Origin of the sequence: Pseudomonas sp. BF-R-26 (assembly GCF_019947395.1) — a bacterium.
Lineage (GTDB): Bacteria > Pseudomonadota > Gammaproteobacteria > Pseudomonadales > Pseudomonadaceae > Aquipseudomonas > Aquipseudomonas farris.
The window spans coordinates 132969-139773 of record NZ_JAGYGK010000020.1; the positions used below are offsets into that span (position 1 = coordinate 132969).

Annotated in this window: 5 protein-coding genes; 2 read left to right on the forward strand and 3 right to left on the reverse strand. The window is 58.4% G+C overall.

The annotated features are described in order from the left end of the window. Position 1 precedes the first annotated feature (1 nt). Positions 2-856, forward strand: coding sequence for a shikimate dehydrogenase (locus KGB18_RS26380; protein ID WP_123721367.1), 855 nt, complete (start codon positions 2-4; stop codon positions 854-856). Positions 857-959: 103 nt separating this feature from the next. Here the strand turns inward: KGB18_RS26380 and KGB18_RS26385 are convergent, their stop codons facing one another. Both KGB18_RS26385 and quiC read right to left on the reverse strand, forming a co-directional pair. Further along, positions 960-1637, reverse strand: a complete 678-nt coding sequence (locus tag KGB18_RS26385) for a TetR family transcriptional regulator (RefSeq protein WP_123721366.1) — start codon at positions 1635-1637, stop codon at positions 960-962. 103 nt (positions 1638-1740) lie between these two features. Next, on the reverse strand, positions 1741-3642 hold the full coding sequence (gene quiC, locus KGB18_RS26390) for a 3-dehydroshikimate dehydratase QuiC (protein WP_223570730.1): 1902 nt from the start codon (positions 3640-3642) through the stop codon (positions 1741-1743). Between the two features lie 489 nt (positions 3643-4131). Here quiC and KGB18_RS26395 point away from each other — a divergent pair, with 489 nt between their 5' ends. Then, entirely contained in the window at positions 4132-5469 is a 1338-nt protein-coding gene (locus tag KGB18_RS26395; protein WP_411736927.1) for an MFS transporter, read from the forward strand. Here the strand turns inward: KGB18_RS26395 and KGB18_RS26400 are convergent. Next, positions 5459-6394: a DMT family transporter gene (locus KGB18_RS26400; RefSeq protein WP_123721363.1), complete on the reverse strand. Its 936-nt coding sequence runs from the start codon at positions 6392-6394 to the stop codon at positions 5459-5461. The genes KGB18_RS26395 and KGB18_RS26400 overlap by 11 nt on opposite strands. Positions 6395-6805: the final 411 nt, after the last annotated feature.

Genomic DNA, 6805 nt, shown 5'->3' on the forward strand with positions numbered 1-6805 from the left:
CATGACACAGAACACCGTGGTATTGGCCGGGCTGATCGGTGCCGGCATTCAGGCTTCCCGCACTCCGGCGCTGCACGAGCATGAAGGCGATGCGCAGGGTTTGCGTTACCTGTATCGGTTGATCGATCTGGATCAATTGAAACTCGACAGCAGCGCCCTGCCCGACCTGCTGATGGCCGCCGAACGGATGAATTTCACCGGGCTGAACATCACCTTCCCGTGCAAGCAGACGATCATCCCGTTGCTTGACGAATTGTCGCCGGAAGCCCGCGGTATTGGCGCGGTGAATACGGTGGTGCTGAAGGACGGTAAACGCATTGGCCACAACACCGATTGCCTGGGTTTTGCCGAAGGCTTTCGCCGTGGCTTGAAGGACGTTGCCCGTGAGCGTGTGGTGCAAATGGGCGCCGGTGGCGCAGGCGCGGCAGTGGCCCACGCGCTATTGAGCGAAGGCGTACAGCTGCTGAGCATTTTCGATGTGGATCAAAGTCGCGCTCAGTCGCTGGCGAACAACCTCAATCAGCATTTCGGTTTCGGTCGCGCCGTGGCCGGGCAGGATTTGCCAGGCACGCTGGGTCAGGCTGATGGCTTGGTGAATACCACGCCGATGGGCATGAAAAAGCTGCCGGGCATGCCAGTGCCGGTGGAGTTGCTTCGGGCGCAGTTGTGGGTCGCGGAGATCGTTTACTTCCCGCTGGAAACCGAACTACTGCGCAACGCTCGTGCGTTGGGTTGCCGAACGCTGGATGGCGGCAACATGGCAGTGTTTCAGGCGGTGAAGGCGTTTGAACTGTTCAGCGGCGTGGTGCCGGATGCTCAGCGGATGCTGGCGCATTTTCAGAGCATGAATGGTTGATGATTAAAAGATCGCAGCCTTCGGCAGCTCCTACAGGATTGGTTAAACGCCGATTACCTTATAGGAGCTGCCGCAGGCTGCGATCTTTTAAGGGACCTACAAATCAGGCCTGCAGGTATCGCAAAACCGACTCGCAGATCATCTCCCGATGACGCTGCTTGATGCTTTCGTCCGGCAAGTCGATCTGAAAGATCTCACCGAAGGTATGACGGTTCGACACCCGATAGAAGCAAAACGAACTGATCAGCAGATGCACATCCAATGGATCGAGGTCGGTGCGGAATACACCTTCTTCGGAGCCGCGACGCAAAATCTCGCCCAGTGAATCGAGGATGGTGTTGTTCATCGCCTTGATCGCATCGGAGCGCTTCACATACTCGGCGTTGTGAATGTTCTCGATGCTGACGATACGCACGAAATCGACGTTGCGGTCATGGTGATCGAAAGTGAATTCCACCAACCGCCGAATCGCTTCCACCGGCGCCAGTTCGGCCAGGTGCAGACGGTTTTCGGTGCTGCGGATATCCCCGTAGAGTTTCTCCAGCACCTCGACGTAGAGCTGTTCCTTACTGCCGAAGTAGTAATAGATCATGCGTTTGGAGGTGTGGATGCGCTCGGCGATCGCATCGACGCGTGCACCGGAAAGCCCTTGCTGAACGAACTCGACAATGGCCTCTTGAAGGATGTTCTCGCGGGTCTTTTCCGGATTGTTCTTGCGACTCTTGCGAGGCTCGGCAATTGGCTTTTCGGGCGCTACGGAGAGTTCTGTAATTATTGTCATTGCGGGCTCACGGCCATCACTGCACAAGCAGGCGATTATGGGCTGCCGCGCGCGGTGAAGGAAGCCGCGAGGCAGCGGTTTTGTACCCGTGTTTACGATTTTCCTACAACTTTGCCTGACGTACGCCACCACTTCGCGATTTAGCCATGGCCGCCAGTCGCACCGCCACGTTGGCCGCGCCGTAACCCGCGTAGCCGTTTTTGCGCTGGATGATTTCAAAGAAGAACCGCCCTTCGAACGGCTCGGTGTACACATGAAACAGCTCGCCGCCCTGAGCATCGCGGTCATAGAGCACGTTGAAATAGGCCAGCTCGCTGAGGAACTCATCGTCGAAATCAAACCGCGCGGCGAGGTCATCGTAGTAGTTGAGCGGGATATCCAGCAGCGGTACGCCCGCCTCCTTGGCGCGGCTGACTTCGGCGAAAATGTCGTCGCAATCGAAAGCGATGTGATGCACGCCGGAACCGCGATAACTCGACAGTGCGTGTGAGATGGCGGTGTTGCGGTTCTCGGAAATGTTCAGCGGCAGGCGGATCGAACTGCAACGGCTGCGCAATGCGCGGCTCTTCACCAAACCATACGGGTCGGGCAGCACCACTTCATCGTCGGCTTCGAAATCCAGCAGGCTTTTATAGAACAGCACCCAACTGTCGAGGCTGTCGGCCGGCAGCGCCATCGCCATGTGGTCGATACGCTTGAGGCCACCGCTGGCAACGGCCGTCGGTTGCAGATTGAAGTCGGTGCCGTAGACATCGGCGTTCTGGTCTACCAGGTAAATCAGACTGCCATCCGGCGCACGCACCGCTGCCAGTTCAAGCTCATTGGGGCCTACGAGTCCGCGATACGGCTGGCCTTTATAAGCTACGGCACGGGCCAGCGCACTGGCGCTGTCCTTGACCCGCACGGCGGTGGCGCACAGTGATGGGCCGTGAGCCTCGAAAAAACTGTGAGCGAAGGAATAAGGCTCAGAGTTGAGGATCAGGTTGATATCGCCCTGACGCAACAGGCTGACACTCTTGGAACGGTGCTGACCGGCCTTGACGAAACCCAGCCGCTCCAGCCAATGGGACAGCTTGGCACCAAGGCTTTCGTCCACTGCGAATTCAAGAAACTCGATGCCGTTGTATTCGCTGGCGCTAGGGGTGTCGAACAGAATGTCGCGATTGGTCGCGGGCGTGGCTTCCTGCTCCAGACGTTGGCGGGTTTTCTCTTCCAGATACAGCAACGAACGCAAACCGTCGGCGGCGTTGGCCCGTGGCGGTGCGGCGCGAAAGCCGTCGTTGAAGATCTCCAGCGACAGCGGCCCGGTGTAGCCACTCTTGATGATGGGTGCGAGGAACCCCGGCAGATCGAATTCGCCCTGGCCCGGGAAACAGCGGAAGTGCCGGCTCCACTCCAGCACATCCATGGCCAGGATCGGCGCGTCGGCCATTTGCACGAAGAAGATCTTGTCGCCGGGAATCTCGGCGATGGAGCTCGGGTCGCCCTTGAGCGACAGCGAATGAAAACTGTCCAGCAATACGCCGAGGCTTGGATGATCGGCCTGGCGAACGATGTTCCATACCTGTTGATACGTGTTCACATGCCGGCCCCAGGCCAGCGCTTCATAGCCGATCCGCAGGCCACGAGTGCGGGCCCGCTCTGCGAGCTGGAGCAAATCATCAATCAGAATCTGTTCATCACCGATCGAATCGGCCGAGGCGTTACTGCATACCAGCACCAGGTCGGTGCCCAGTTCCTGCATCAAATCGAACTTGCGCTCGGCCCGCTCCAGATTGCGGGGCAGACGATCGCGGCGGCAACCTTCGAAATCCCGAAAGGGTTGAAACAGCGTAATCGCGATCCCGAGATCTGCGCACATCTGTCTGATTTCCCGCGGGCTGCCGTCGTAGTAGAGAAGGTCATTCTCGAAAATCTCCACCCCGTCAAAACCGGCGGCGGCGATGGCTTCGAGTTTTTCCGGCAGGGTGCCGCTCAAGGAAACGGTGGCAATGGAACGCTGCATGTGTCGACTCCCGGTGGTGGGGACATTCTTGTTGGGCAAATTATTGGCTTGACGAATCCACACAGCAATTCAAAGTGTACTACCCGGTTAGTTTTGCGGGCGATTATCGAACACAATGGCGGTTGGCGAATTGACGATTTTTCGTCCACTGCGCAACATCGACACCACATTGAGTCCGGCCAAACCCCATGGACTCGGTTACCAAAGACCCTGAACACCACATAAAAATTTCAAAAAACGGGTACACGCTCATGCGCTCATTCAACGCCTTGTTTGCTTGCTCCATCGCCCTCCCGCCGTACCTGGCATCCATCCGAACCTTGCGCCCCCTCGGCCGAACCGTGCCGCTCGCTGAATAACCGTTGTCGTCAGTTCGACGAAAACACCTCAGTCGATCAATCACACCCGCGCCTGGCGCCGTCGATTGATCACGCGCCCTTGAAGTCCCGACAAGCCTCGCTTGTCAGTCATTGAACGGATGGCACATACATGTTTCCTTCTCAAAGCTCTCGCGTGGCTCCGGCCATGGGCGTCGCCACTGGCGGTATCGGCGACAAAATCCGCGGCGCCATGGCAGTCGGCAAAACCCGTTGGGGGATGCTGGCGCTGGTGTTTTTCGCCACCACTCTGAACTACATCGACCGTGCCGCCCTGGGCGTCATGCAGCCGATCCTGGCCAAGGAAATGAGCTGGACGGCGATGGACTACGCCAACATCAACTTCTGGTTTCAGGTCGGCTACGCCATCGGCTTTGTGCTGCAGGGCCGGTTGATCGACCGGGTCGGCGTCAAGCGCGTGTTCTTCTGCGCGGTGCTGCTCTGGAGCCTGGCCACCGGTGCTCACGGCCTGGCCACTTCGGCGGTGGGCTTCATGGTCTGCCGGTTCATTCTCGGTTTGACCGAAGCGGCGAATTACCCGGCCTGCGTGAAAACCACCCGGTTGTGGTTCCCCGCCGGTGAGCGTGCCGTGGCCACCGGCATCTTCAACGCCGGCACCAACGTCGGGGCGATGTTCACGCCGATGCTGTTGCCGCTGATCCTCCACGCTTGGGGCTGGCAAGCCGCGTTCCTGTGCATGGCGGCACTGGGCGGCATCTGGTTGTTGTTCTGGGGCCTGAAGTACTTCAACCCGGAAGATCACCCAAGCGTTAAACAATCGGAACTGGACTACATCCAGAAGGAAGTCGAGCCGGAACAATCCCGCGTACCGTTCTCGCGAATCCTGCGCATGCGTGGCACCTGGGCCTTCGCCCTGGCCTACTCAATCACCGCGCCGGTGTTCTGGTTCTACCTGTACTGGCTGCCGCCATTTCTCAATCAGCAATACAACCTGGGGATCAACGTGACCCAGATGGGTATCCCGCTGATCATCATCTACCTCACCGCTGACTTCGGCAGTGTCGGTGGCGGGATTCTGTCCTCGTTCCTGATCGGTCGCGGGGTCAACCCGATCAAGGCACGACTGATGTCCATGTTCCTGTTCGCCTGCTGCATCATCGGCGTGCTCATGGCCGCCGGCTCAAGCAGCCTGTGGCTCGCGGTGTTTGCCATCTCCCTGGCCATCGGTGCTCACCAGGCCTGGACCGCGAACATCTGGAGCCTGGTGATGGACTACACGCCCAAGCACATGATGAGTACGGTGTTCGGCTTCGGCGGGATGTGCGCGGCAATCGGCGGGATGTTCATGACCCAGTTGGTCGGCCACATTCTGACGGTCACCAACAACAACTACACCGTGCTGTTCACTATGATTCCGGCGATGTACTTCATCGCGCTGACCTGGATGTACTTCATGGCACCGCGCAAGATTCCTACCGTCACCGAGTAAACTCCCTTCCTCCGGCAGGCCTGATTCCAGGCCTGCCTCCCTCCTCTTGTCGACGCCGTTGTTGCCACGCCGCCGCCAACCCGCTGCAACAAATCACCGCGATCCCGACCACCGTGGTCAGGGTCGGTGTGTGTGAAAACAGCAACCAGCCCAGCAAACCGGCAAAGACAATCTGGCAATAGCCGAACGGCGCCAACAACGCGGGCGCGGCGTGACGGAAGGCCTGGGTCAGAAACAGATGCGCCGTCATTCCGCACGCCCCCAGCGCCACCATCAAAAACCCATGACCCAAGCTTGGGACTTGCCAGAAGAACGGCACCAGCGCGCTCATCACTAACGTGTTGCAGAGCCCGGCGAAAAAATTGCTGGTGGTCGGGCTGTCGATTTCGCTGAGCTTACGGGTGAGCAGCTGATAGAAGCAGAAAAACAAGGCCGAGCAGAACGGCAGCAACACCGCAGGCGTGAACAGCTCGCCGCCGGGATGGACGATGATCAACACCCCGATGAACCCGCAAATCACCGCCAGCCATTGGCCGCGCGTCACCTGTTCACCGAGCAGTGGCACCGACAGCGCCGTCACCAATACCGGTGCGAGAAAATTGACCGCCGTGGCTTCGGCCAACGGGATGAACAGCAAACCGGTCGTGAACAGCAAACTGGTCCCCAGCAGGCACAACGCCCGCAACAGTTGCAGCAATGGCCGTTTGGTCCGTAGGACACGCAACCCGGACTGCGGCAGAAAAATCCCCGCCATCAGTAACGTGTGAACCACATAGCGGGCCCAGACCACCATGATCACCGGATAGAACCCCGAGAGGTATTTCGACAAAGCGTCGTGACTAGAAAACAGAAAGGTGGCAACGACGATCAGCAGAATCCCTTTGAAGGGCTGATTGACACCGGAAAGCGGAGTGCTGAGGGTCATGGGGTATCCCTTGGAGTCTTGAGATCAAAAGCGGCGATAACTCCAGCACCGTCAGCCATGGATTGCAGATGCTGGTAATGCTGTCGGCCCAAGGCGCGGTTGTTGGCTGGATAGATTCCAACAATTTAGAACCTGGTTCCAGATTCTCACATTAGTAAACGCAAATAGTGTTCGAACAGCGCACAGATTCGTATCGCCAAACACAAATCAAATGTGGGAGCGGGCTTGCTCGCGAAGACGGTGTGTCAGTCGACATCAACGTACCGGACGCACCGCTTTCGCGAGCAAGCCCGCTTGTGTCTTGGGCAGGAATTAGACTGAGGGTGAGAGCGGTGAGTGGCAAGCTGAATGCCCGGAGTGCTTAAAGCACGTGTGGGAGCCCATGCTGCCATTCACCTCTCCGCTCTGGTT

Bases quoted from the DNA above. Each gene is read 5' to 3' on its own strand.
- KGB18_RS26380 (WP_123721367.1), top strand. From the start codon at position 2: ATGACACAGAACACCGTGGTATTGGCCGGGCTGATCGGTGCCGGCATT.
- KGB18_RS26385 (WP_123721366.1), bottom strand. From the start codon at position 1,637: ATGACAATAATTACAGAACTCTCCGTAGCGCCCGAAAAGCCAATTGCC.
- quiC (WP_223570730.1), bottom strand. From the start codon at position 3,642: ATGCAGCGTTCCATTGCCACCGTTTCCTTGAGCGGCACCCTGCCGGAA.
- KGB18_RS26395 (WP_411736927.1), top strand. From the start codon at position 4,132: ATGTTTCCTTCTCAAAGCTCTCGCGTGGCTCCGGCCATGGGCGTCGCC.
- KGB18_RS26400 (WP_123721363.1), bottom strand. From the start codon at position 6,394: ATGACCCTCAGCACTCCGCTTTCCGGTGTCAATCAGCCCTTCAAAGGG.